The organism is Devosia elaeis, from assembly GCF_001650025.1.
Classification (GTDB): domain Bacteria; phylum Pseudomonadota; class Alphaproteobacteria; order Rhizobiales; family Devosiaceae; genus Devosia; species Devosia elaeis.
This window is the reverse complement of record NZ_LVVY01000046.1, coordinates 1-1,365: the sequence shown is the minus strand read 5'-3', so window position 1 is coordinate 1,365 and position 1,365 is coordinate 1. Positions and strand designations below refer to the sequence as shown.

The window sequence follows — 1,365 nt, the reverse complement described above, 5'->3', positions numbered from 1 at the left end:
GAGATGTGTATAAGAGACAGCAATGGAGTGGACCCCATTTCGCCGGACAGCTGGCGGTTGGGTTTAGGCACTGAGGCGCAGGAACTCGCGTGGTGAGCGATACTTGAGCCCGGAGTGCGGGTGGACCTCACAGTAATCGTCGATCCATTCGGGCAGCAAGGCCAGGATGGTCTCGGCGTCTGGAAGGATGACGGTTGAGGCGTAGTCCCTTTTCAGAGTTTTGACGAAGGCTTCTGACATGCCGTTGCTCTGCGGGCTTCGAACCGGGGTGAAGAGCAGCTCGATGCCCAGAGCGGCGGCCACTTGCGCGGTCTGCCTGGCGATATAGGCGCTGCCATTGTCCGAGAGCCATTCGAGCCGGTGCGGGACCCTGAGGGCCTGGAAGCGGCGTTCGACGGCAGCGATCATCAGATCACAGACCATCTCGCCGGAGATGCCAGCATTGGCGACCGCCGACCAGGCGATAATCTCCCGGTCACAGGCGTCGATGACGAAGACGATGCGCACCACCTCGTCATTGCGGGCATGGATCTCCAGATGATCGGAGCACCAGCGGATGTTGGATCGCAGGGCAACGACGACGCCGTCGTGGGTCCGCGTGGGCCGCAGAGCGGTATGCTTTTGAAGGGTAAGCCCGTTCTGCTGCATGACCCTGAGGACACGCTTGGTGTTGACGGTGAGCTTGCCCTCCTTGCGCCGCTGCCTGTTGAGCAATGCCGTCACGCGGCGATAGCCATAGGTGGGTCGCTGGTCGATGATCGGACGCAGTTCGGCAAGAAGAGCCACATCATCGGCCTTCCGATAAGGTCCGCGCGGCTTGGATGGCTTGCTGGCGCGCTCGATGAGGTTGGACCTGGAGACGCCCAGAGTGCGGGCAATAACGCTCATTGGGTATCGTCCTCGGGATTGCTCCACGACAGCAAGGGCGAGGTCCGTTTTTTTGGGCGGGCGAGATCCAGGGCCTCCCTCAAGATCTCGGCTTCCATGGTCTTCTTGCCGAGCATGCGCTCGAGGTCACGCACGCGCTTTTCCAGATCGCGCACCTGGGAGGCGCCAACAACATCTTCATCGGCCTGAACGGCTGCGTGACCGCCCTCAAGCATGCGGCGCTTCCAGGCGAAGAGCTGGGAGGGAGAAATGCCGGCGCGGCGTGCCACGTAGGAAACGCTCATACCCGGCTGCATGGCTTCCTCCACCAACCGAACCTTCTCGGCCACTGACCAGCGCCGGCGGCGCTGCACGGAGGTGATGACTTCGACCCGTCGAAACGGCTCGTCAGAACTCTTGGACATAGTCGTACTCATAGGCGCATGCCTATGCCTTATCGGCTATGCCGGCTGTCCGGTCAAAATGGGGTGCGCTCCA

1 protein-coding gene is annotated in these 1,365 nt (G+C 61.7%); it reads right to left on the bottom strand.

Annotation, left to right across the window (positions count from 1 at the left end):
* Positions 1-63 precede the first annotated feature (63 nt).
* Positions 64-1,304 (bottom strand): IS3 family transposase gene (locus tag A3840_RS01740; protein WP_420828343.1). Its coding sequence is split into 2 segments (ribosomal slippage): positions 64-944 and positions 944-1,304, totalling 1,242 coding nucleotides; the frame shifts between segments, so codons are not numbered across the junction.
* Between the last annotated feature and the right edge of the window lie 61 nt (positions 1,305-1,365).